Genomic DNA, 21279 nt, shown 5'->3' with positions numbered 1-21279 from the left:
ATGAATTTAGGGGGGTTAGACATGACTTTGAAAAATATTACCCGTAGTGTATGTTTCATATTTTTAGTAATTTGTATTTTCCCATCAGCAGTATTTGCGAATACTGATAGTACTAACACAACCAAATTTGAAGACACGCAAAATCACTGGGTAAGCAAATACATAGACTATTTAGCTAACAAACAAATTATTGCCGGGAAGACAGAGACCACTTTTGCCCCTGACGAAAGCTTGACTCGGGCTGAGTTTACTGCCATGTTGGTAAAAGCGATGAACACCGGATCGCAAACATCTGTAACGAAACAAACATATTTTCAAGATGTGAATCAAAGCGATTGGTCTTATCCGTACGTTACGGAGGCTGTACAAGAGGGAATTATTAGTGGATACGAAAATGGAACTTTCCAGCCGAATAAAGCAGTTACAAGAGTAGAACTTTCAAGTATACTGGTACGGGCTCTTGAACATAGCAATATTGGCCTTTCCATTGGTGATGCAAGAGAAAAAGAATTGCTCAGCCAATATAGCGATCTAAAAGATCTTTCCTGGGGCAGGAAGGAAATCGCAGAAGTTCTTAATGCTAAAATTATGAACGGTTTGAATGACCAATTATTTGGCCCCAACGAGCAAACAACACGAGCTCAGGCTTCCGTTGTTATTGTACGTTTTTTAAACTTGATTAAATAAAGCAGTAAAACCCTTCTATTATGAAGGGTTTTTACTGCTTTTATATTTGGCTGCTATAAGATCATGAATGCATTTATTGGTAAAGTTTAGGTTTTTCTGGGTTATGGTTTGAGAGTTCAACAAACTAATTTTTAAACTATTTGTAATTTGGGTGTCATTAGACTTAGATCGCCAAAAAGTAATCAGGTTTCTTGTTTGGCTAAGCTGTATGAGCGCATTGGATTGATTCGTAAGAATGTCTTTGATCGAATTATTGATTTTAATATCATTGATTCTCTCAGTAGCAAATGTTAACGATTCTTTATAAAGATTGTTTAGGTCTTCGTAGTCACTATCCGTCAAATGATCCTGATTAATTGTCAAATCCGAATCCGCATACTGCTGCAATCTTACAGCAAACATCCAGAGTGCCATATCCGTATCGCTTAGCCATTTGTAGGTATCTTTAAGGATTTCAAGGTCGTCTTTTTTTGTAGTTGTATCATCTTTGGTTGGAGTTGGGGTAGTTGAAGTGCCAGCAGCTTTATCGTTTACTTTCACATTTACGCTGTAAGTTGCATCGTTCCATACAGCTTCGACGCCAATCTGCTTCAATAAATAAATCGGGACCATAGTTCTTCCGTTGTAATTAATGGCGGGGACGTCATCGACTTTTAGTTCTTTTCCACTAGATTGTATGCTCACTATGGGATTTCCTTCGAAACTGCCGTGATTGGTAGAGGCATTGACGCTGCTGGATATAAAGAATAAAATCAAAGTTGCGGTTAGTAACCTTTTCACCGGAATCACTCCATTTTGTCGAATTTAGTTATAAAGTATACTTCAACAAAAGGATTGGAATTTCCTTTATATTACCAGATTTTTTAATGACAGGAGTGCACAACTATGAAGAAGAAAAGAGTTCTTGCGACAGCTTTTTCGGTTATTTTTTTATCGACGTCATTTTTGTCCGTATCAAAAGCCGACGCTCCAACGCCAGGATCATCGACGGATCCGGTCATTACCAAGAGTTATTTTGATCAAAATACTTTAAGCGAGGCAAAAGTGAAAGAACTTATCGCTTCGGCGCTAGCTTCACAGGGCGATACGTCCAGCGGCACAAACTCAGGTGGGAGTGCGACTTCATCGAATATGAGCGTAGTTTTGCTAAAATCCGGACAAACTCTCTACGCCGGCAGTGGCAGTGAGTTTATTGTGCGAACGGGAAAAACGGTTGTGGTAAGTAAAGATGGTGAGGGTGTGCCCGACGTTACTGCTGGCAAAGATGTGGCAGAGGGAGCAGCAGTGGAATTAAATCATTTGCTCATTTTCCCTCGCGAAGGCCGCGGTATTAAACCGAGCCCGAAAAATACAGCAGACATTTATGTCATGGTGCGCGGCAGTTATCTTTTGCTCAATGCTGACGGTAGTACAGTGACTCCATAATTTTACCCCAGTTGACAACATCTTATGAGTTTTCGGCATCTGCAATCTAGCCATACTACAGTTGAACACAACTTAAGGAGGAGAATAGTTATGGCTAGAAGCAATAACGTCAAGGTTGTTCCCGAGTCGAAGAAGGCGCTGGATATCCTTAAGTATGAAATTGCAGAAGAGCTTGGATTGCCTGTAGGTAAAAATGCCTATGGTCTCGGCAATACGGAGTTTGCTACCGAGCTAGGTTCGATCCCCGCCTCTTCCATAAAAGAGGATTACTGGGGCCATATTTCTTCCAGGGATGCGGGGGCGGTCGGGGGCAATATTACGAGACGGCTGATCCAAAAAGCGGAAGAGACCCTTTTTACTTTGTAGGATAGAAATTGTTATGATTCTATTAATTTCACATGCTTTCGTTGACACTAGACAACAAATGCAGTAAGATAATTAATTGAAGGTCAATGCCTTTGCAGCCTTTTCCACCCGGAGAAGGTTCATTTTTGTTATAAGACAACTATTCTTTATGTCGGAAATGTTTATTTTTTACACCGCACCAGCGAGTAGAATACACATTCCGGTCAGCATGAAAAGCTGCTGATTAAAGCGCGAACGAATGATGGCAAGAGGCATCAATTGGGGGCTTTTCATACATACTATGATTATAGGAGGATGAATGACATGGCACTAGAACGTGGACGTCGTTTATTTACATCCGAATCCGTAACAGAAGGTCATCCTGATAAAATTTGTGACCAAATTTCTGACTCGGTATTGGATGCTTTCCTTGCAAATGATCCGAATGCGCGCGTAGCGTGCGAGGTATCCGTTGCAACGGGTTTGGTATTGGTAATTGGTGAGATTACTTCCAGCTCTGAGTATGTAGATATTCAAGCTATCGCAAGACAAACGATCAAAGAAATCGGGTACACTCGCGCTAAGTATGGTTTTGACTCCCAGACATGTGCGGTTTTGGTATCCCTGAACGAGCAATCCCCTGACATTGCACAGGGCGTTAACAAAGCGCTTGAAGCAAGAGAAGGCACAATGTCCGATGAGGAAATCGAAGCAATCGGCGCAGGAGACCAAGGTCTTATGTTCGGATTTGCGGTTAACGAGACTCCGGAGCTTATGCCGCTGCCGATCTCGATTTCCCACCAATTGGCGCGCCGTCTGACTGAAGTTCGCAAGAACGGAACTCTTCCTTACCTGCGTCCCGATGGCAAGACTCAAGTTACTGTAGAGTACGATGGAGACAAACCGGTTCGCGTTGACGCGATTGTCGTTTCCACGCAGCACAGCGAGGAAGTAACTTTGGAACAAATCCAAAAAGACATCAAAGAGCATGTTATTAAGCCTATCGTGCCTGCGCAACTTTTGGATGATAATACGAACTATTTCATCAACCCGACCGGCCGTTTCGTTATTGGCGGACCTCAAGGGGATGCGGGTCTTACAGGCCGTAAAATTATCGTCGACACCTACGGCGGATACGCTCGCCATGGCGGCGGAGCTTTCTCCGGTAAGGATCCGACAAAAGTTGACCGTTCCGGCGCATACGCTGCTCGCTATGTAGCCAAAAACATCGTAGCCGCGGGTCTCGCCGACAAATGCGAAGTTCAATTGGCTTATGCAATTGGCGTAGCAAGACCGGTTTCGATCGCAGTGGATACTTTCGGCACCGGCAAAGTTAGCGAGGACAAGCTTGTCGAGCTGATCCGCAAGCATTTTGACCTTCGTCCAGCCGGTATCATCAAGCAGTTGGATCTACGCCGTCCGATTTACCGTCAAACGGCAGCTTACGGTCACTTTGGCCGCAACGACCTGAATGTTCCATGGGAACGTACGGATAAAGCTGAAATTTTAAAAGCGGAAGCTTTAATCAATAGCTAAGATTGTCAAGAGGCCATCCCTCAACGGGATGGTCTTTTTTTGTATTTTTTTTCAATCATATAAATACAACGGCTGCTGCTCCGTAACTTTTTCAATAGAATCAGAGTCTATATATTTGTTAAGTTCAGATAGTAGACTGATAGAGGAGAGTGGAAAAGCAGCATGAGGTTACGGAAGCAGTTGGGGATTGGAGCGCTGGCTTGCGCATTGTCATTGCAGATGGTTATAGGAACCCCGGTCAGGGCGGCTGATTCAACATTGACGTTAAGTTCGCAGGAGACGATTACTTCTGGAGCTATTCTCAAAAATTACGTTTGGTCGACTGCGAGAAACAATAAGAATGTATCGGTGAATGCGAATGTCATAGAAGTAGATTTAACAAACCCCAATGTCAAGATTGACGCAATGGCGGGAACGAACAATCAGTTCACGAAAAACCAGAGTGTGCTGGGCATGGCTAAGGATACCGGTGCCGTGGCAGGGGTTAACGGGGACTTTTTCGATACAACGGCAGAAGGAGCTCCTGAAGGGGCGCAAATAACCAATGGTCAAATCATGTCAAGCCCGACTCAGACATCCGGAATTTATTCGTTTGCGATTACGAAGGATAATCAGCCGATCATTGATATTTTTGATTTCAAAGGATCGGTCACGGCCAAAGACGGAACAGCTTTCGATCTTACGGCAGTGAACAAGACGTATTATTGGGATGAAAGCGGCACGCCAATGATTGCGAACGGTCTGCTTCTGTATACGAATGCTTGGGGAAATCAGCAGCGTGCCGTGGACGGAACGAATGTTCCTACGGAGGCATTGGTTCAGAACGGTGTAGTAAAGGAAATCGAAGTAGATACAAACGTCAAAATGATTCCTCCGGCAGACGGTTTCATTCTCAGAGGCTCGGGGCAGGCGAGAGATTTTATCGTCAACCATCTTAAAGTCGGGGATAAAATTACGGCAAAATACGATATGATCCCGCATGACGCTTCCAAAACGTACGACTGGAAAACGTTCAAGACGATGATCGGCGGCAGCACACTGCTTGTCGATGAAGGGAAGCCGAGTTATTTCACACGGAATGTGAATGATTTCAACGGCTACACGCCGCGTTCCAGAACGGCGATCGGCTATTCCAAAGATATGAAAACCGCATATATTCTTACATCCGATAGGAGCGGCGGCAGCCAAGGAATGACGCTTCCCGAGCTCCAGCAGTTCATGATCCAGGCCGGCGTATGGCGCGGTATGATTCTGGACGGCGGCGGATCTACGCAGATGGTATCGAGGCCGTTGGGAGAAACGGCGCCAAAGCTGACGAACAAAACCGAGAATGGCAATCAGCGCGCGGTAGCGAATGGTGTCGGCGTATACTCGACAGCTCCCAAAGGCCAGCTGAAAGGACTTATTTTAAGGGGAGCGAACGTATTATTTAAAAACGAGTCCAGTACATATCAATTCAGCGCCTATGACGACTATTACAATCCAATGGACGTATCTTCGATTGTCCCGCAATGGAGCAGCTCCGGGTCCGCGGGAACGTTCAAAGATAATGTATTTACGCCGGCGCAAGTGGGCAAAACGCAAATTACCGCGACGTCCGGAAAAGGTTCTGCGTCTATGGACGTAGAAGTAGTAGGACGTGACCAGATCGCGTCCATGACTTTTAGCGCAGGCGGATTTTCATTGACGGAGGGTGGGGATTTCAGGCTTCCTATTACAGTAACTACGAAAAGCGGTTTAACGAGAGAGCTGCCTGCCGCTTCGGCGGATTGGGAGCTTAGCGGAATTCAAGGGAAAATTACCGGCGGTGTGCTGCATGTGGATAGTACGGCAGGCAGCCAGGGAGCCCAGGTTATTGCCAGATATGACGGCTACAGTACAATGGTCACATTGCCTGTAGGTCAAGAGAAGATTTGGTACGACCTGGATCATAACGCGGTAATGACGAATGGAGACCAATATCCGGCTGAGGTCGTCTCCAACGTCAAAATAAGCCAAATGAACGGCAATAAAAACCTGGAAATCTCTTATGATTTTACCAAGGGTTCAGGTACAAAAGCGGCTTATGCCAGATTTGACGCTCCGAATGGGACGCCAGTAGACGGTGAACCGCAGTTTATTACGGCGAAAGTATATGGCGATGGAAGCATGAACTGGGTGCGTGCAGAGTTTGTGGATGCCGACGGCAAGCAGCAGTTGAGAAGCTTTACGGAGAATATGAATTGGACCGGATGGAAAAAGGTAACTGCCGATATGTCGGGCCTGAAGTTTCCCGTAACATTGAAGAGCGTATACGTTGCCAATCCAGCTATTGGACAGGATGAAAGGGCGTCCAAAGGGAAAATTAATATTGATGACATATCGTTCATTTACAAAGGACAAATGGCTCAGCTCCCGAAAAATCAGGTGAAGCTGAACGTAAATAAAAAGCAGGTAAGTCTGAATAACAATCCGATGACATTGGAACAAGCGCCGGTCATTATTAATGGGAATACGATGATACCGATTCGTTTTGTTACGGAAGCACTGGGCGGCAATGTAAAATGGGACGATAAAGAGCGCAAGGTAACGATTATTCGCGGAGACAAACTGATCGACCTATGGCTCGACAATCCGGATTTGATCGTGAATGGGGAACGCGTGACTGCGGAAGTAGCCCCGCGGATTATGAACAATCTGACTATGGTGCCTCTGCGACTAATTTCCGAGAAATTAGGGTGGAAGGTGGGCTGGGAACCTATAAATCAAGGCATTACGCTGGAATAAATAGTGCTAGAAGTACACTTCAAAACTGTAGAATTATGTTACAATATGGGGTAGACCAATTTCGTTTTCATAAAGGAGCTTGTTCCATTTGCAGCCGGACGCTATAGATCGTGTCATAAAAAACGCCATTAACGTCATGGAGAGCAGCAAGTATCAAATTTTTGAAATTGCTGAAACGTCCCGCCTGGAAAGAGAGGCTCTTGTTCGCGAATTGGCAGAAATTAAAGAAGAGGCCAGCATTACTATCGAACTAGTGGATAGGTTGGAAAAGGACTACAAACGATCCCGTATTCGTCTTACGGAGGTAAGCCGCGATTTCAATCGCTACCGCGAAGAAGATATCAAAACGGCTTACGAGGCCGCGATCGCTCTCCAACTGGAGCTTACGATCGCACGCGAAAAAGAAAACCATCTGAAGGCGCGGCGCAACGATCTTCAGCAGCGCGTCAAAAATGTGGACAAGCAAGTGGAACGGGCCGAAACGATAGTCTCCCAAATGAATGTCGTACTTGAATATTTATCCGGCGATTTGAACCAGGTTACCCGCATATTGGAATCAGCAAAAAATAGACAATTGTTCGGGCTGAAAATTATTTTGGCCCAAGAGGAAGAACGCAAAAGAATTGCCCGGGAAATTCACGACGGTATGGCGCAAACAATGGCCAATGTCGTGCTTCGCACCGAAATCGCAGAGCGAATGCTGATGAAGCAAGATGTATCTGCAGTCAAAGAAGAACTAATAGATTTGAAGGGACAAGTCAGAGGGGGGCTTGAAGAAGTACGCAAAATTATCTTCAACCTCCGCCCTATGGCGCTTGACGATTTGGGAATTGTTCCTACATTGCGCAAATATGTGCAGGATTTTGAGGAGAAGCACAAGATCCGTACGCAGTTCAATCTCGTAGGCAAAGAGACCCGTATTCCATCCGGATTGGAGATCGCGATTTTCCGCCTGGTGCAGGAAGCTCTTTCTAACGTGATCAAGCATGCCAAAGCCACTTTCGTATCTGTGGAGTTAACATTGGAGCCCGAACAGGTTCAGATCTATGTGGTAGACAACGGTGTCGGATTTGATGTAGCACAGATTGAGCAAAGAATTGCTAAGGGAAACAACTTCGGTTTACTTGGCATGCGAGAGCGTGTGGAGCTGCTGGAAGGTTCGATGGATCTGGACTCCGCAAAAGATTCAGGCACAAAAATTACGATGCTGATCCCTATAGGCGGCGCAGAGAACAAGGAGGAAAATCAGTATGGACAACACGGCGAGTCATAAACGCAATGTAAGAATTATTATTGCGGATGATCACCAGCTCTTTCGTGAAGGTGTCAAGCGGATCATTAATATGGAAGAAGACATGGAGGTGATTGGCGAGTGTGGAGACGGTATACAAGTTATTGAACTTTGTAACCAGATCACACCGGATATAGTTCTGATGGACATCAATATGCCGCTTGAGAACGGGGTTGTGGCGACTGAACGGTTAAAACTTATTTTCCCGGATATCAAGGTCATTATTTTGTCTATTCATGACGATGAAAGCTATGTATTCGAAACATTGCGTAAGGGGGCATCCGGTTATTTACTAAAGGATATGGAAGCGGAGTCACTGATCAATGCGATTCGTTCCGTCGTCGCGGGTCATGCTTACATTCATCCTAAAGTGACGGGCAAACTGATCAATCAGCTAAGAAGAATGACGTATTTGGACGACGTAGGCGTAGTGGGCCCAGGTCAAGGAGTCAAGGATTCCGGTCTGAAATATATACATAATACGAATAGCCCGCTCACCAAACGCGAAGCGGAAGTGCTTCGTCTGATGGCTGAAGGCAAAAGCAACAAATTGATTGGCGAGTTTCTCTACATTAGCGAGAAAACCGTAAAAAATCACGTGAGCAGCATCCTCCAGAAAATGGAAGTTGACGACCGGACGCAAGCGGTTATTATCGCCATTAAAAACGGCTGGGTGACTTTGTAGGAACCCCCCCTCCCTCCACCGCATACAATGCAGGTAAGGGAGGGAGCCGCCATGTGGATCGGATTGCTTTGGATAGTTGGCTGCTACGGACTCAGCATCGCCGTGCTTCATATCTTGTTCGGCAGCCGCAAGGCCAGCAGCAAGAAAGCAGCAAGAGTTCTGCTCATTACCAAAAACAATGAGAATCAAATTGAATGGTATATTCGCTCATTGTTCTTCTTTTCGCGGGTCAAAGGACGGGAGCTGCAAACAACCGTTATCGATAAAGGCTCGTCGGATGATACAATGAAGATCATTGAGCGATTATCCCATACTTTCCCGCTGGAGATCTGCAGCGATTCCAATTATGAATCTGTGGATCATTATTTGCACCAGCATGAGATGGAAGCTGTCATTGTCGTAAATATCAGCAATAGAGAGGAACTTATCGAGATTCCGTTTGTCATGCAGTAACCGTTTACTTTACAATTGAAAGCCAGGTGAAGAATGAAGGCTCAACTTTATGCGCTGCATATTGGGTCCAAGCTGGAGTGGCATCTTACGATCCACGCATACACCGACATTCATTATTGGTTCGAGCAATACGCTGCCGACGCCGGCATCGTCATGCTGGAACCTTTTATTTCGTTAGGACAAGCTATACAAATGCTTAACAAGCTTGCCTCCGAAACCTCTCCAACGTCAATCCATTCTCAATCCCTCGAGTATATCAGCATTCTGCGTCGCGCCGCCGAAGCGTGCGGCATGACAAGCGGCTCTTGCGCGTCGTTTCACCTCAAACCCATCGATTACGGCATGTGGAAGCAAGGCATGTTTCCGCGTGTTCGACTGGATACCGATTTTTACCGGAATATGGTCCGCGCCTGCAGCGGCAGGTCGCTTCTAGCCGAAGAGCTCCAGCAGCTGCTGGAATATTTGGGAGCCTCAATGAAGCCGGATGACTGGCTGCCCTATATTCAACTTGCATTTCTGAACAAGGATGTCATGGTGACGAACGGCTTCAAGCTCGATGAACGAAGAGACTGGCGCCGGGGCTTTCGGAAAATGGCCTCATACAACTGCAAAAGATGCGGGAGCGGTTCTGAACGCATGTTTTGGTCGGCCTGTGTGTACTGCGGGCAGGAATGCCCTTATTGCGAAGAGTGTCTGACGATGGGCAGGACGCGCTGCTGTTCTTTGCTCATTCAAGGGGTTGCCGCTGAAATGGGCGGTAGAGAACGGTCCTCCGCGGAGGATGTTGATTATCAAGCATATTTGCAGCCGTGGGGGCTGAGCAAAGCTCAAGCGGCCGCGTCGCTGGAAGGGCTCCGCTTCCTTGAGGAAGCCCGGGGAAGTCACCCGAGCGGCGGCGGGAGCCAAGGAAGCCCCCCTGAAGACGCTGGTCGGAGGGCGCCCCGCAGCTTTTTGATCTGGGCGGTGACGGGGGCCGGCAAGACGGAGATGATTTTTCCTTTTATCCAGCGCACGGTTGCTGCCGGAGGCCGGGCGCTTGTAGCGACGCCGCGCAAGGACGTCGTGCTGGAGCTGCAGCCGCGGATCGGCAAAGCATTTGCCGATTGCCGCGTCGTCACTTTGTATGGAGGCAGCGAGCAGCGCTGGGAGCAGGGAGAGATTACGGTTGCCACGACGCATCAGCTGCTGCGATTTCATGAAGCGTTCGATCTGGTGATCATCGACGAGATCGATGCTTTTCCTTACCACGGCAATCCCATGCTGGAATATGCCGCCCGCAAAGCGTGCAAGCGCAGCGGCAGCACGATCCTGCTTACGGCGACGCCGCCGCGCGCGGTCCGCAAGGCTGCCGAGCGCGGACGGCTTCCGCACGTTAAGGTGCCGGCGCGGTTTCACCGAAACCCGCTGCCGGTACCGCAGCGGTTGTCCGTTCCCCCGCTGCGCCGGTGCGTGGAGAAAGACACAGTGCCGCACGCTTTGGCGGCACAGCTGCAGACATCGCTGGAGCGGGGAGCGCAGCTGTTTGTGTTTGTGCCCAACATCAGGCTGGTTGAGCCGATGGTGGAACTGCTGCGCCGGCGCCTGCTGGCGGGGACGGGAGAGCCGGCGTCCCGCGTGGAGGGGACGTCGTCCAAGGACCCGTTGCGGGCGGAGAAGGTGCAGCGGTTTCGGAGCAGGGACATACGGCTGCTCGTCACGACGACGATCCTCGAGCGCGGCGTGACGGTGCCGAAATCCGACGTGTTTATTGTCGACGCGGATTCGGGTCTTTTTGACGAAGCCGCCCTTGTCCAGATGGCAGGACGTGCCGGCAGATCGCAGGAGGATCCGGCAGGCAAGGTTTATTTTGCGGCAAAGGAATGGACGAAGTCACAGAAAGAGGCGGTGCGCCAGATTAAGCAGATGAACCGGATTGCCCGTAAGCACGGGTATTTGAAAGGGGGAGATTCGTGATCGATCGGCCATTGTGGAAAAGTTGGGCGAGCCGTGCCGCAGGCGCCTTGCACTCGCTGCTGAGCCCCGGCAAGGGGGAATGCCTGCTTTGCAAGCAGACCTCCGCGGCGGTAAGCGGCAATGAGCTGGGGCTGTGCAAGTCCTGCTACCTCAGCATCCCCTGGATTCGAAGTGCGCTTTGTCCCACCTGCGGGCGAGGAGAGGCTTGCCCGGACTGCGTGCGGAGGAAGCAGGCTTATTTTGTAAAAAGCCGCAGTGCAGTCAGATATGACGCCGCGATGAAAGAATTACTCGCACGATATAAATATCGCGGAGACGAACGATTGCGCGATATCGTAGGGCAGATGCTGGTTCATGCATACCGCTTGCTGCAAGCCGAGACGGATTGTGCGAAGCCGGGTCGAGGAGAGGTTCAGCGGCTGATAACTTTTGTGCCGGTCAGCGAGCGAAGGCTGCTGGAGCGCGGGTTTAACCAAGCCGAGCAAATGGCAGAGGAACTAGGCCGGAGGGTGGGCATCCCGGTGGTCCCGATGCTGCATAGAGCCAGGCATACGGACAAGCAGAGCTTCAAGAACAGAAACGAGCGGCTTGAGGATCTGCAGAACGCTTTTGAGGCGGACGCACGCTTGTCGGAGCGGGTTACAGGTGCTGCGAGGGCAGGTACGCCCGGTGCTGCGCCGATCATTTATGTCGTTGACGATGTCTATACGACCGGCAGCACGTTGAACCAATGCGCGAAGGCGATCAAGGGTTGCTTGACCGCAGAGGTGTACGGATTGACTTGGGCCAGGTAGGTGTTAAAATTGAATGACCCGATTTTAGAGGATACTGGATTTCGAAGATGGAATAAAGAATGTAGCTATCAGGAGACGTGAGTAAGTCGGCCTTCCTTCGTGGAAACATTTGGGGATAAGTTCATTTCCGGGTGGATTTCGATGTGTTGGATGTGCTTGACAAATTTAGACGATAGAACTCGAACTTTAGAGATTCTTGTTGAATATTATTAGGAAATGGTATCCAACTACTGATAAGTAAGGTAAAATGAAGATATACGAGAATAGTGATTAGGGGGCTGACCGATGAACGCTGCCAATTGTCCAAATTGCGGGAAGTTGTTTATGAAAGGAATTCACGATATTTGTCCAGCCTGTGTCAAACAGATGCAGCTGCAGTATGATAAGTGCGCGAAATATTTGCAGGAAAACAGGCAGGCCTCTTTGCAGGAGCTTAGCGAAGCAACGGAAGTGCCGATCAAACAAATAACGAGATTTATTCGCGAAGGGCGAATTTCAATTGCCCAAAATGTGAATATGTCTTATCCTTGTGAAGTATGCAGCAGATCGATTCGCGAAGGCACAATGTGCGAGGAGTGCCGCCAAAAGCTGGCCAAGGATGTGAAACGAATGCAAGAGAATGAAGCTCGTGTCCAAGAGACTCCTGCCCGTGGTTACAAAGAGGGATTTAATATTAAGGATCGATTGAATGATAGCCGGCAATAAATTTTATTTTTATATGCGAATGTATTCATTTTTTTATATTTTCGGCCGATAATAGTACTACACGTTATCGGTCTATTTCTATTTTTTGAATGAAAGGCAGGATGGTTCAATTGAACATCAACGAATCTCGACGAATCGGAGCCGTTAATAACTATATAAAATCCAGCGATTATAAAGCGGCTGAGAACATCGGAAAAAAATCCAAGCAAAAAGATGAAATCGTCATTTCTTCCGAGGCGAAGGAACTGCTTGAAGAGGCTTACAGTGCGAATCGGACGGAGTCACAGACTCAACGCCTGGAAGAACTCAGAAATAATATACAATCCGGAACGTACAAAGTGCCGGCGGATAAAATCGCCGAGAAATTGTTGCCCTACTTCCGGTTATAAACGAGAAAACAAGAAGAGACAGGTGATCTGCGTTGTCGCTTGAGCCGGTTATTACAACTATGGAACAGTTGATTGATATCCAAGACTTGCTTTTGGAATTGGGCTTGCAAAAAAAAGAAGCTCTTATCGTCAATGATGTGGAGCTTATGAATCAGATTGTACTCAAGGAAAGCAAGCTGGTCAAACAAATGGAAGCCCTTGAGAAACAACGAGTCATGGAGATCGGAACTTATTTGATTTCCCGGGGATTTTATCCCAACCCCAATGTAACGGTCAGCGACTTGGCCAAAGTCGTGTTCAAAGCCGAGGATAAAACGGCTCTTCAAACTTTACAACAGTCATTGCTGCTCAAGTTGAATGAACTCAAGAAGATTAACGAACTGAATCAGCAAATGATCAAGCAATCGCTATCGTTCATCGATTATTCGCTGAACCTGATCACAGGAGACGAGGGGGATGATTTGTTTTATAGCAACCCTGTCCTGCATCGGAATCAGTTAAAAAGAACCGGTTATTTCGATACCAAAGCATAAGGAGGAGAACTGTTATGACTTCAACCTTTATGGGATTAGAGACGGCAAAGAGATCGTTATTCACACAGACTGCTGCTTTGAACACAACCGGACATAATATTGCAAATGCGAATACGGAAGGGTATTCCAGGCAAAGAGTCAATATGGTTGCGTCCATACCGATCGAGGCTCCCGGCTATATGCGCTCTAATGCGCCCGGGCAATTGGGTACTGGGGTCGAGTACACGTCTGTTACAAGGATTCGTGAAAATTTCCTGGACGACCAGTACCGTAATGAGAACAAAGAATACGGGAGCTGGACCATCCAGCAGGATACGCTTTCGAAGCTGGAAAAGGTTTTTAACGAACCGTCCGATTCAGGCTTGCAAACGGTATTGAGCAAATTTTGGAACGGCTGGTCCGATTTAAGCAAAAACCCGGAGAACCTTGATGCCCGTAAGATTGTCAGCGAGAATGCGATGGCGCTAACGGACACTTTTCATTACGTAAGCAAGAGTTTGTCCGATCTGAGCAACGACTTGACAACAAACGTAGGCGTAGAAGCAGCTAATATCAATAACAAAACGGCTCAGATAGCAAGTTTGAACGATCAGATTAAAAAAATAGAAAGTCTCGGGGATGACGCCAACGACTTGCGGGATCAGCGGGACTTGCTGACTGATCAGCTTTCCAACATTGTGAACATCAGTGTGCAGCGAACAGATCAAGGCTATACGATCTCGATGGGGTCCACGAACTTGGTTACCGGAGATACCGCCAATACGATTAGCAATACCACACTGGAGCAAGCCTATACCAGCGGTGATCTTACCAGCGGTTCAGTCTATGGAATGATTAACTCCAGAGACAAGATTGTTAAGGACTACCAGACCCAATTGGATACGTTGGCGAACACGTTGGCAAACGGGCAAATTACAGTTACTATTCCAAAAGGTTCTGTACTTCCGGAAGGAACGATACTCAATGGGGTAACGTATTCCGGCGCTTCACGTACGTTGACAAGTGACTTAACGGTTCAGGTGAATGGTTTGAATGGCCTTCATAAGCTTGGATATATCTCCAATAGCACGACCGTTGCCGGCGACTTCTTTACTTCCTCGGGTGGAGGTACGATAACGGCCTCAAACATTCAACTGAATCCCGCTATTCAAGCTAATGTAAGTCTGATATCTACGTCCATACGAACATCGACTGCGAGCGGTACCGAATCGCCGGTCATCGGCAACAATACAATGGCTCTTCTGATTTCCCAATTGAAAGACACGAAATTTGAGTTTGGAACCTCCGCCAGCTCAAACCAGACTACTATTGGCAGTTATTATAATTCGACGGTCGGCCAACTGGGCGTCCAGGCTGAGGGAGCCAATCGTATTGCCCAGAACCAGAAGGCATTGATTGATCAAGTAAACTCAAGTCGCCAGTCCGTAAGCGGGGTTTCGCTTGATGAAGAGATGTCCAACTTGATCATGTACCAGCATGCTTACTCCGCTGCTGCGCGTGTAATGACCACCTTTGATGAAAATTTGAATAAAGTGATTAACGGTATGGGTAGAGTAGGGCTTTAGATGGTTGATAAAGAAAGCTTCCGGGAGGTTTAATCATGTCATTGCGTGTAACCCAATCCATGACCACGATGCAATTGCTGGGTAATATCAACAATAACTTGTTGCGCATGAACAATCTTCAGAATCAGGAGTCCACAGGGAAAAAGATCAATAAACCGTCCGACGATCCTGTCGGAATTACATTTGCACTAAGATATCGCAGCGAAATCTCCTTTAATGATCAGTATCAAAAAAATGTAGATATGGCCAAGTCTCAGGTTGAACATACGGACACCGTATTAGGCCAGCTTGGCGATCTGGCTCAACGGGCTAATGAGCTGGCAACAAGAGGGTTGAACGGAACGAATCCGCAATCGGCTTTGGACGCCATTGCTGAGGAATTGGGTCAAATCTATGAGCAAGCGGTCACATTAGGCAACGATCAACTTAATGGGAAATATATTTTTAACGGACAAAAAACAGACATCAAGCCTTACACAGCTGCAGGAGCGATGACGGAGTCAACCGACTCCGGCGAGATTCTCTCGCAGTTCGCAGCCGGTGTGGTTATTCCTACTAATGTTACCGGGAATGAAGTGTTCGGCCAGCCATCCGATACAGATAACTTGTTTTCAGTTTTGAAGGGACTTCAGAATGCTTTTTCAACAGGCGATCAAGTTACTGCAACGGCGTTGTTCGATAAGCTGGGTTCAAGAATAACGAAAGTTCTTGAAGTTAGGTCGGAAGTTGGCGCTAGGGGCAATCGTCTCGAGCTGATTGATAATCGCACTAAGGATATGGACCTGAACTTAAACAGCCTTGATGCTTTGACGGAAGACGCCGATATGGCCGAAACGATTACGAAGCTGAAATCGGAAGAAAGCGTTTATCAGGCTTCTTTGTCGACCGGGGCAAAGATCATACAACCGAGCCTGCTGGATTATCTCCGATAAGTAGTTTGCAAGGAGGTTTTTAAATGAACCTTTTACGTTTATCGATTAGCCAAACTTACGGTCAGATTGGCATTAATACACATAATGCCAGTCAAGAGACGGAGTCTAAGCGCGGAGAGTTGTCCATTGAGCAACCAAAAGCTGAAGTTAGCATACAACAACCGGCAGGTCAATTGGAAATTGATTCGACGGCAGCCTGGAGCGCGCTGGCTGAAGGTCCGCATTTGCAATTCATGAGCAATATATACAGCCAGGGCTCGAATATTGCTCTTCAAGGAATTGCCAGGATAGTGGAAGAAGGGAATCGGATGGCGCAAATTACGAACTCCAAAAATGCCTTTGCCGAAATTGCTTATGACAATATGCACGCTCCTAATCCGGTGGAGTATGCTACCGAGGCTTCCAATATGAACGTGAAGGTATATTATCAAGCCAACGCGCCTATTATTCAAATCGATCCGCAAAAAGCCATCATTGAATATACGCCTAAAAAACCGGATATTCAGTATAATCCGGGATCGGTGGAAATCTATATGAAGCAAATGAATTCCATTGATATCCAGGTCAGCCAATATGATTTTTACAAATAAAAAGGCAATGCTATAGCCAAGGCTATAGCATTGTTCTGTTTCGTGGAAGGAGCCCGAAAAGATGTTAGCTGTACTACATGATTCCGTTATTCAAATGCAGGGAAGTATCCTTGGATTCGATACGCTCAATGAATTTCAAATTTCAATCGTTGAAGAAAACGAACAGTTTGCCTATATGCAAAGCTTAACCGAGCCGGAGATATCTTTTTTAATTGCATCGCCTTTTTCTTTCCATGAGCGGTACTCGTTTGAGCTGGAGGAAAAAGTAAAAACAGCCTTGCAGGTCGAAACTCAGGAGGACATTTTTGTTGCGGCCATCATTACCATTCATGAGCAATTCGCAGAATCGACGATTAACTTATTAGCCCCGATCGTCATTAATATTAGAACGATGATTGGGAGGCAAGTCGTCCTTCCGCCGCAAAGCGCATACAAGACAAACGAACCTTTGTTTACAAGCAGCCTGATAGAGAGCGGTGAATAAACGGATGCTCATACTTTCCAGAAAAAGGGGTCAATCCATACTTATCGGCAACAATATTGAAATTTTGATTTCGGCAATTGATGGCGATCAAGTTAAAGTTGCTATTAAGGCGCCGCAAGAGATTAACATTCTGCGAAAAGAAGTATACGATTCGATCCAATCCAGCAACATAGAAGCGGCAAAAGTAAAAATCGATCCCGAGCAGTTGAAAAATATGGCGAAATTCAAAAAAAAATAGCAAGAAGCCTAAAAAGCTATAAACTAATCAACCGGCCCTTCCGATATATAATAATGTAAGGCTTTAAGCCTACTCCACATGGAAGTGGAATTATACATTCAGGGAGGAAATTATCCATGATTATCAACCACAATCTTAACGCAATGAACGCACACCGCAACTTGCAATCCAACAACATCGCTCAAGGTAAATCCAGTGAGAAATTGTCTTCCGGTTACAAAATTAACCGTGCTGCTGACGATGCTGCTGGTCTCTCGATCTCCGAGAAAATGCGTACTCAAATCAGAGCTTTGAACCAAGCACAAACAAACGCTCAAGACGGCGTATCCTTGGTACAAACTGCAGAGGGCGCGATGAACGAAGTTTCCGACATGTTGTCCCGTATGAAAGAACTGGCGGTTAAAGCTTCCACCGGTACATACAATGGTTCCGACCTTGCTGCAATCGATTCCGAGTTCAAGTCCCTTAGCACAGCGATCGACAACATTGCTAAGAAAACTAACTTCAACGGTATCAACGTTCTGAACAGCACAAGCGGAGTTACTATTCAAATCGGCGACAAAGCCGGAGATATCGTTACAGTATCTCTGCAAGACATCCAATTGTCTTCGCTTAGCATCAGCGGTAAAGACCTTACATCAATGGCTAACGCAAGCACGGCTTTGGCTAACATCGACAGCGACATCCTGAAAGTAAACTCTGCTCGTTCCGGATTCGGTGCTATCCAAAACCAATTGGAGCACACATTCAACAACCTCGGAACTACTACCGAGAACCTGCAAGCAGCCGAGTCCCGTATCCGCGATACAGACATGGCGAAAGAAATGATGAACTACACGAAACTGAACATCCTGCAACAAGCTTCCACATCGATGCTGGCGCAAGCAAACCAAGGAACTCAAGGTGTGCTTCAATTGCTCCGCTAATTTTAGTGGATCGTTCCGAAGAAGCCCATTACATTGTAATGGGCTTCTTGTTTACTAAGGGGGACTTATGGAAATCACCGTGTGCATGATCGTTAAAGATGAAGAGAAGCAGTTAAAGAGATCATTATCGAGTATACCGAGAGAGTTCGAGACGATCGTTCTGGACACAGGTTCTCAAGACCGAAGCTTAGAAATTGCTAAGAATTTTGGTGCCCGCACGTTCAGTTATGCATGGAACAATGACTTTTCAGAGGCAAGAAACTATTGCGCTTCACATGCGACCGGAGATTTTATTCTATTCCTAGATGCAGATGAGGAATTGCCGGGCAACACGATGGAGGTGTTGCAACAATTTATTTGTAAATATCCCGATTCGGCCGGTTCCGTTATTTTGAACAATATTACGAAAGACGGGGTCAAACATCATCGGATGGTTCGCTTTTACCCGAACCGTTCGGAGTACAAATTTCACGGAATTGTTCATGAGCAAGTATATTTTAACTCACAGCGGGCTTTGTTCGAAGATACAGGACTCGTCATTACGCATTACGGTTACGGCAACGATATTTATTTGGAGAAGGATAAAGCGAATCGTTACTTGCCTATGTACTTCTCTCACCTGGAGAAGTATCCTGATGACGGTTACATGCGGTATCAATTAGGTAAGTTATACTATAGTATGGAAAATTATATCGAGGCGGAGCGCCAGCTTTGTCTCAGTTTAAACATAGATGAAACCTCTTCTTTGTATTTTCCGGTCATGGTAGTGATGTTGGGCTACGTACTTAAAGAGCAGGGAAAGTTCGTTGAAGCTGCCGGCTTGTTAAAGCAATTTGCCCCGAACTATCCCCAATTTCCTGATATGCCATTTCTGCTTGGGCTTTTGGCAATGGATACAGGGGACATTGGCGCTATTGAAATTTATTTTAAACAAGCGCTTGAAATTGGCGAAACCACAAAATACAGTTCTGTTGCAGGAGTCGGTTCTTTTAAAGCGGCATATAATTTGGGAGTATACTACGAAGTAACGGGCAGGTTGGTAAAGGCTCTGGAATATTATCAACATGCCGCCGATTTAGACTATGAGGAGGCTTCTTCCAGACTATCAATTTTACAAAATTCTCTTCATAAATGAGCAGCAAATTACGATAAATTAAGTAAAGACTAAAATTTAGGGAGTGATGACATGGTTAATCGGGTAACGGGATTGAATTCGGGGTTGGATATTGAGAAAATGGTTACTTCGCTGATGAAAGCGGAAAAAGCTCCTTTGGAGAAATTGCAGCAGAAAAAGACTACGCTGGGATGGACTTCAGATTTATATCGGGAGATTAACACGAAGCTTTCCGCTGTAAAATCTCAATTGGATACTATGAGGTTGTCGGGCGATTGGAAACAGCTCTCGGCCACTTCATCTAACACTGGGGCCGTTACAGTAAAGGCGGATGGAACGGCTAGTTCGATCTCTCATAGCATTTCAGTAACCACATTGGCAACGGCAGCTACTTCATACACGAATTCTTCCATTACGCAAAACAATATGTTGGGAAGCGCAGTTGGCGCTTCAACTACTATTAGCAGCGCCTCCAATAATAATTCATTTACGGTCAATTACGATGGAATTGGAAGAACAATTACGTTGCAAGACGGTACGTATGATGAGACGCAATTAGCCGCGGAAATACAGAATCAGATTAACAGCAGCTTTGGCAGCGGCAAAATCAATGTTACGAACGTTGGGGGTAAAATTCAGTTCGGAGATGTCGGTGGTCAGAAACAAATCACAGTTGGTTCGGTTTCGGGGAATACAGGAATTGCGTCGATTGGTTTTACCAATGGTCAAACCAATCGGTTAAATCTCTCGTTGTCCTTGAGTAATCAGGCACAATTTAATTCTGCGCCGGACTTGAGTTCCAGCGACTTGTCCTTCACCATTAACGGTCAGAAAATATCGTATTCTGCTACCGATACGCTGACCTCTATTATTTCCAGAGTCAATTCATCGGGAGCAGGGGTAAATATGTCCTATGATTCTACGATGGACAAAGTGATTGTGACCTCTAAAGATACCGGCGCTAATACGCAAATCGTCATGAGCGAAGCAGCCGGCAGCGGGAAATTATTGCACGCGTTAGGGCTGGATAATGTTACGGCTAAAGCGGGTGTCGATGCGGAAGTGGTTATTGACGGCATATCCTCAACACGAAGTTCTAACACATTTTCCACTGGCGGTGTTACATATACATTAAATCAGGTGACAACAAGTCCGGTATCGGTCAATATCAGCCAGGATATCGATAGTACGGTAAACAAAATTAAAAACTTCGTAACAGCTTACAACGATGCTCTCGATCTTCTGAATAAAAGGGTAAAAGAAGATAAATATCGAGGCTTTGCACCTCTGAGCGACGATCAAAAAGCAGATATGAAAGATACTGACATCAAGCTTTGGGAGGATAAAGCAAAAAGCGGTTTGCTTCGAAGCGATGATATCCTCCAATCGGCGTTAAGCGGTCTGAGGCCGTTGGTGAGCGCAACGGTAAACTCATCCTCTTCCACTACGTACAATGCGCTTTATAAGATAGGCATCACCACAAAGAGTTACAGTGCAACTGCAACAAGCGACTCAGGCAAGCTTGTTCTCGATGAAAATGAGCTTCGCAAAGCTTTAAGCGCTGATCCTAACGCTGTGGTTCAGGTGTTCTCCAATCAACCTGACGGGATTGCACAGAAAATGTACGATCAGGTTTCCAAAACGATGTCGCAGATCATCGAGAAGGCCGGGGGGACCGGCACTTCTACGGACAATGTTACCAGCACAATAGGAAAGCAAATCACGGACCTTAACTTGCGAATTACTGATACTAATGCGAAATTAGATAAGAAAGAGAATTATTATTACCAAATGTTCTCCGCCATGGATTCGGCTATTGGTAAGAGTAATTCCGTTTTAAGTTCAATCTCGAAGTATTTATAATGATA

At 46.4% G+C, this 21279-nt stretch carries 22 protein-coding genes; 21 read left to right on the top strand and 1 reads right to left on the bottom strand.

Annotated features, from left to right (window positions below; translation table 11 throughout):
• The first annotated feature begins 21 nt into the window (after nucleotides 1-21).
• Nucleotides 22-687, top strand: a complete 666-nt coding sequence (locus AC0LWT_RS26855) for an S-layer homology domain-containing protein (protein ID WP_474684354.1) — start codon at nucleotides 22-24, stop codon at nucleotides 685-687.
• Nucleotides 688-705: 18 nt separating this feature from the next.
• Here AC0LWT_RS26855 and AC0LWT_RS26850 read toward each other — a convergent pair whose 3' ends face one another.
• Nucleotides 706-1467, bottom strand: a complete 762-nt coding sequence (locus AC0LWT_RS26850; RefSeq protein ID WP_474684353.1) for a stalk domain-containing protein — start codon at nucleotides 1465-1467, stop codon at nucleotides 706-708.
• Between the two features lie 105 nt (nucleotides 1468-1572).
• Here AC0LWT_RS26850 and AC0LWT_RS26845 point away from each other — a divergent pair, with 105 nt between their 5' ends.
• From AC0LWT_RS26845 to fliD, 20 genes are all read left to right on the top strand, one after another.
• The gene (locus AC0LWT_RS26845; RefSeq protein WP_474684352.1) at nucleotides 1573-2112 is read left to right on the top strand and encodes a hypothetical protein; all 540 of its coding nucleotides are present in this window, start codon (nucleotides 1573-1575) and stop codon (nucleotides 2110-2112) included.
• A 90-nt stretch (nucleotides 2113-2202) separates the two neighbouring features.
• Nucleotides 2203-2478: an alpha/beta-type small acid-soluble spore protein gene (locus AC0LWT_RS26840; protein ID WP_474684351.1), complete on the top strand. Its 276-nt coding sequence runs from the start codon at nucleotides 2203-2205 to the stop codon at nucleotides 2476-2478.
• Nucleotides 2479-2781: 303 nt separating this feature from the next.
• Nucleotides 2782-3993 carry a methionine adenosyltransferase gene (metK, locus tag AC0LWT_RS26835; RefSeq protein WP_474684388.1) on the top strand — a complete coding sequence of 404 codons (1212 nt, stop codon included), beginning with the start codon at nucleotides 2782-2784 and terminating at the stop codon, nucleotides 3991-3993.
• Between the two features lie 162 nt (nucleotides 3994-4155).
• Nucleotides 4156-6759: a stalk domain-containing protein gene (locus AC0LWT_RS26830; RefSeq protein ID WP_474684350.1), complete on the top strand. Its 2604-nt coding sequence runs from the start codon at nucleotides 4156-4158 to the stop codon at nucleotides 6757-6759.
• Nucleotides 6760-6847: 88 nt separating this feature from the next.
• Nucleotides 6848-8032 (top strand): sensor histidine kinase, encoded by a 1185-nt coding sequence (locus AC0LWT_RS26825; protein WP_474684349.1) that lies wholly within the window; start codon nucleotides 6848-6850, stop codon nucleotides 8030-8032.
• The gene (locus tag AC0LWT_RS26820; RefSeq protein ID WP_474684348.1) at nucleotides 8010-8735 is read left to right on the top strand and encodes a response regulator; all 726 of its coding nucleotides are present in this window, start codon (nucleotides 8010-8012) and stop codon (nucleotides 8733-8735) included. The genes AC0LWT_RS26825 and AC0LWT_RS26820 overlap by 23 nt, the downstream gene beginning before the upstream one ends.
• 51 nt (nucleotides 8736-8786) lie before the next feature.
• The gene (locus AC0LWT_RS26815; protein ID WP_474684347.1) at nucleotides 8787-9188 is read left to right on the top strand and encodes a hypothetical protein; all 402 of its coding nucleotides are present in this window, start codon (nucleotides 8787-8789) and stop codon (nucleotides 9186-9188) included.
• A gap of 33 nt (nucleotides 9189-9221) precedes the next feature.
• Nucleotides 9222-11141: an ATP-dependent helicase ComFA gene (locus tag AC0LWT_RS26810; protein WP_474684346.1), complete on the top strand. Its 1920-nt coding sequence runs from the start codon at nucleotides 9222-9224 to the stop codon at nucleotides 11139-11141.
• Nucleotides 11138-11935 carry a ComFC family protein gene (locus AC0LWT_RS26805; protein WP_474684345.1) on the top strand — a complete coding sequence of 266 codons (798 nt, stop codon included), beginning with the start codon at nucleotides 11138-11140 and terminating at the stop codon, nucleotides 11933-11935. The genes AC0LWT_RS26810 and AC0LWT_RS26805 overlap by 4 nt, the downstream gene beginning before the upstream one ends.
• Nucleotides 11936-12220: 285 nt before the next feature.
• Nucleotides 12221-12640: a TIGR03826 family flagellar region protein gene (locus AC0LWT_RS26800; protein ID WP_474684344.1), complete on the top strand. Its 420-nt coding sequence runs from the start codon at nucleotides 12221-12223 to the stop codon at nucleotides 12638-12640.
• Between the two features lie 110 nt (nucleotides 12641-12750).
• Nucleotides 12751-13029, top strand: a complete 279-nt coding sequence (flgM, locus tag AC0LWT_RS26795) for a flagellar biosynthesis anti-sigma factor FlgM (protein WP_474684343.1) — start codon at nucleotides 12751-12753, stop codon at nucleotides 13027-13029.
• A 32-nt stretch (nucleotides 13030-13061) separates the two neighbouring features.
• On the top strand, nucleotides 13062-13562 hold the full coding sequence (locus AC0LWT_RS26790) for a flagellar protein FlgN (RefSeq protein WP_474684342.1): 501 nt from the start codon (nucleotides 13062-13064) through the stop codon (nucleotides 13560-13562).
• 14 nt (nucleotides 13563-13576) lie between these two features.
• Nucleotides 13577-15127, top strand: coding sequence for a flagellar hook-associated protein FlgK (flgK, locus tag AC0LWT_RS26785; RefSeq protein WP_474684341.1), 1551 nt, complete (start codon nucleotides 13577-13579; stop codon nucleotides 15125-15127).
• Nucleotides 15128-15162: 35 nt separating this feature from the next.
• Nucleotides 15163-16059 (top strand): flagellar hook-associated protein FlgL, encoded by an 897-nt coding sequence (gene flgL / locus AC0LWT_RS26780; protein ID WP_474684340.1) that lies wholly within the window; start codon nucleotides 15163-15165, stop codon nucleotides 16057-16059.
• A 23-nt stretch (nucleotides 16060-16082) separates the two neighbouring features.
• Nucleotides 16083-16649 (top strand): DUF6470 family protein, encoded by a 567-nt coding sequence (locus AC0LWT_RS26775; protein WP_474684339.1) that lies wholly within the window; start codon nucleotides 16083-16085, stop codon nucleotides 16647-16649.
• A gap of 61 nt (nucleotides 16650-16710) precedes the next feature.
• Nucleotides 16711-17133: a flagellar assembly protein FliW gene (fliW, locus tag AC0LWT_RS26770; protein ID WP_474684338.1), complete on the top strand. Its 423-nt coding sequence runs from the start codon at nucleotides 16711-16713 to the stop codon at nucleotides 17131-17133.
• 4 nt (nucleotides 17134-17137) lie between these two features.
• On the top strand, nucleotides 17138-17371 hold the full coding sequence (csrA, locus tag AC0LWT_RS26765; protein ID WP_474684337.1) for a carbon storage regulator CsrA: 234 nt from the start codon (nucleotides 17138-17140) through the stop codon (nucleotides 17369-17371).
• 116 nt (nucleotides 17372-17487) lie between these two features.
• Nucleotides 17488-18297: a flagellin N-terminal helical domain-containing protein gene (locus AC0LWT_RS26760; RefSeq protein ID WP_474684336.1), complete on the top strand. Its 810-nt coding sequence runs from the start codon at nucleotides 17488-17490 to the stop codon at nucleotides 18295-18297.
• A gap of 67 nt (nucleotides 18298-18364) precedes the next feature.
• Nucleotides 18365-19432, top strand: coding sequence for a tetratricopeptide repeat-containing glycosyltransferase family 2 protein (locus AC0LWT_RS26755; RefSeq protein ID WP_474684335.1), 1068 nt, complete (start codon nucleotides 18365-18367; stop codon nucleotides 19430-19432).
• A 51-nt stretch (nucleotides 19433-19483) separates the two neighbouring features.
• Entirely contained in the window at nucleotides 19484-21274 is a 1791-nt protein-coding gene (fliD, locus tag AC0LWT_RS26750; protein ID WP_474684334.1) for a flagellar filament capping protein FliD, read from the top strand.
• The last annotated feature ends 5 nt before the right edge of the window (nucleotides 21275-21279 follow it).

This window comes from Paenibacillus sp. sgz302164 (assembly GCF_056120505.1).
The sequence above is the reverse complement of the archived record's forward strand: the minus strand, read 5'-3'. Positions and strand labels throughout refer to the sequence as shown.

Bases quoted from the DNA above. Each gene is read 5' to 3' on its own strand.
- AC0LWT_RS26855 (WP_474684354.1), top strand. From the start codon at position 22: ATGACTTTGAAAAATATTACCCGTAGTGTATGTTTCATATTTTTAGTA.
- AC0LWT_RS26845 (WP_474684352.1), top strand. From the start codon at position 1,573: ATGAAGAAGAAAAGAGTTCTTGCGACAGCTTTTTCGGTTATTTTTTTA.
- AC0LWT_RS26840 (WP_474684351.1), top strand. From the start codon at position 2,203: ATGGCTAGAAGCAATAACGTCAAGGTTGTTCCCGAGTCGAAGAAGGCG.
- metK (WP_474684388.1), top strand. From the start codon at position 2,782: ATGGCACTAGAACGTGGACGTCGTTTATTTACATCCGAATCCGTAACA.
- AC0LWT_RS26830 (WP_474684350.1), top strand. From the start codon at position 4,156: ATGAGGTTACGGAAGCAGTTGGGGATTGGAGCGCTGGCTTGCGCATTG.
- AC0LWT_RS26820 (WP_474684348.1), top strand. From the start codon at position 8,010: ATGGACAACACGGCGAGTCATAAACGCAATGTAAGAATTATTATTGCG.
- AC0LWT_RS26815 (WP_474684347.1), top strand. From the start codon at position 8,787: ATGTGGATCGGATTGCTTTGGATAGTTGGCTGCTACGGACTCAGCATC.
- AC0LWT_RS26810 (WP_474684346.1), top strand. From the start codon at position 9,222: ATGAAGGCTCAACTTTATGCGCTGCATATTGGGTCCAAGCTGGAGTGG.
- AC0LWT_RS26800 (WP_474684344.1), top strand. From the start codon at position 12,221: ATGAACGCTGCCAATTGTCCAAATTGCGGGAAGTTGTTTATGAAAGGA.
- flgK (WP_474684341.1), top strand. From the start codon at position 13,577: ATGACTTCAACCTTTATGGGATTAGAGACGGCAAAGAGATCGTTATTC.
- flgL (WP_474684340.1), top strand. From the start codon at position 15,163: ATGTCATTGCGTGTAACCCAATCCATGACCACGATGCAATTGCTGGGT.
- AC0LWT_RS26775 (WP_474684339.1), top strand. From the start codon at position 16,083: ATGAACCTTTTACGTTTATCGATTAGCCAAACTTACGGTCAGATTGGC.
- fliW (WP_474684338.1), top strand. From the start codon at position 16,711: ATGTTAGCTGTACTACATGATTCCGTTATTCAAATGCAGGGAAGTATC.
- csrA (WP_474684337.1), top strand. From the start codon at position 17,138: ATGCTCATACTTTCCAGAAAAAGGGGTCAATCCATACTTATCGGCAAC.
- AC0LWT_RS26760 (WP_474684336.1), top strand. From the start codon at position 17,488: ATGATTATCAACCACAATCTTAACGCAATGAACGCACACCGCAACTTG.
- AC0LWT_RS26755 (WP_474684335.1), top strand. From the start codon at position 18,365: ATGGAAATCACCGTGTGCATGATCGTTAAAGATGAAGAGAAGCAGTTA.
- fliD (WP_474684334.1), top strand. From the start codon at position 19,484: ATGGTTAATCGGGTAACGGGATTGAATTCGGGGTTGGATATTGAGAAA.